This window comes from Rhodopseudomonas pentothenatexigens (assembly GCF_900218015.1).
Lineage (GTDB): Bacteria > Pseudomonadota > Alphaproteobacteria > Rhizobiales > Xanthobacteraceae > Rhodopseudomonas > Rhodopseudomonas pentothenatexigens.
This window is the reverse complement of sequence record NZ_UFQQ01000066.1, coordinates 1-1,321: the sequence shown is the minus strand read 5'-3', so window position 1 is coordinate 1,321 and position 1,321 is coordinate 1. Positions and strand designations below refer to the sequence as shown.

The 1,321-nt window shown below is 65.1% G+C and carries 1 protein-coding gene and 1 other annotated feature; the gene reads right to left on the bottom strand.

The window, feature by feature from the left end; translation table 11 throughout:
• Window positions 1-39: 39 nt before the first annotated feature.
• Window positions 40-1,271 (bottom strand): IS3 family transposase gene (locus DWA33_RS24820; RefSeq protein ID WP_114361132.1). Its coding sequence is split into 2 segments (ribosomal slippage): window positions 40-980 and window positions 980-1,271, totalling 1,233 coding nucleotides; the frame shifts between segments, so codons are not numbered across the junction.
• Window positions 871-987: a sequence feature (AL1L pseudoknot), on the bottom strand. (Overlaps the previous gene by 117 nt.)
• Window positions 1,272-1,321: the final 50 nt, after the last annotated feature.

The following is a 1,321-nucleotide window of genomic DNA, read 5'->3' as shown; positions in this document are numbered from 1 at the left end:
TGAACCGCCCCGGGTTTGCCGGAGGCCGTTTGGTTTAAGTTATGCCGCCATGTCGGGCTGTTCCATCATGGCGTAGTAGCGTTGCTCTGCTTCGGCCGGCGGGATGTTGCCGATGGGCTCCAGGAGCCTTCGGTTGTTGAACCAGTCGACCCATTCAAGGGTGGCGAACTCGACGGCCTCGAAGCTGCGCCATGGCCCGCGCCGATGGATCACCTCGGCCTTGTAGAGGCCGTTGATGGTTTCGGCGAGAGCATTGTCGTAGGAATCGCCGACGCTGCCGACCGAAGGTTCGATGCCGGCTTCGGCCAAACGTTCGGTGTACTTGATCGAGACGTATTGGCTGCCCCGATCGCTATGGTGGACGAGGCCGCCGCGATGGACCGGCCGCCGGTCGTGCAGGGCCTGCTCCAGGGCATCGAGCACGAAGCCGGCATGCGCCGTGCGCGAAGCGCGCCAGCCGACGATCCGGCGGGCGTAGGCGTCGATGACGAAAGCGACGTAGACGAAGCCGGTCCAGGTCGCCACGTAGGTGAAGTCGGACAGCCACAGGACATTTGGCCTGGGCGCCTTGAACTGGCGATTGACGTGATCGAGCGGACACGGCGCGGCCTTGTCGCTGATCGTGGTCTTGATGGACTTGCCGCGGATCACCCCTTGCAGGCCCATCTGCCGCATCAATCGCGACACCGTGCAACGCGCGACGTCGAAGCCTTCGCGCTGGAGCTGCCGCCAGACCTTGCGCACGCCGTAGACTTGGAAGTTCCCCTCGAACACGCGGCGAACCTCGGTCTTCAGGGAGGCGTCCTGCCTGGCACGTGCCGACAGCTTGGCGGGATCGCGCCGCCTGGCGACATGGGCGTGGTAGGTCGAGGGGGCGATCGGCAGCACCTTGCAGATCGGCTCGACCCCATACGCCCCACGATGATCGTCGATGAAGGCGATCATGGCTTGGATCGGCGGTCGAGCTCCGCCGTCGCAAAATAGGCGCTGGCCTTGCGCAGGATCTCGTTGGCCTGCCGGAGCTCACGGTTCTCCCGCTCCAGCGCCTTCAGCTTCTCGGCCATCTCGGTCGGAACGCTGGCCCGCTTCCCGCTGTCGACTTCCGCCTTTTTGACCCAGTCATGCAGCGTCTGCGGCGTACAGCCGATCTTGCCCGCGATCGAGGTCACCGCCGCCCAGCGCGAGGGATGCTCGCTGGCGTGATCCAGCACCATCCGCACCGCTCGCTCGCGCACCTCGGGGGAAAACTTGTTCGTCGTCTTGCTCGTCATGGCTCCATCCTCTCAGGAGTTGGAGCCTCCGGCAAACCCGGGGCGGTTCA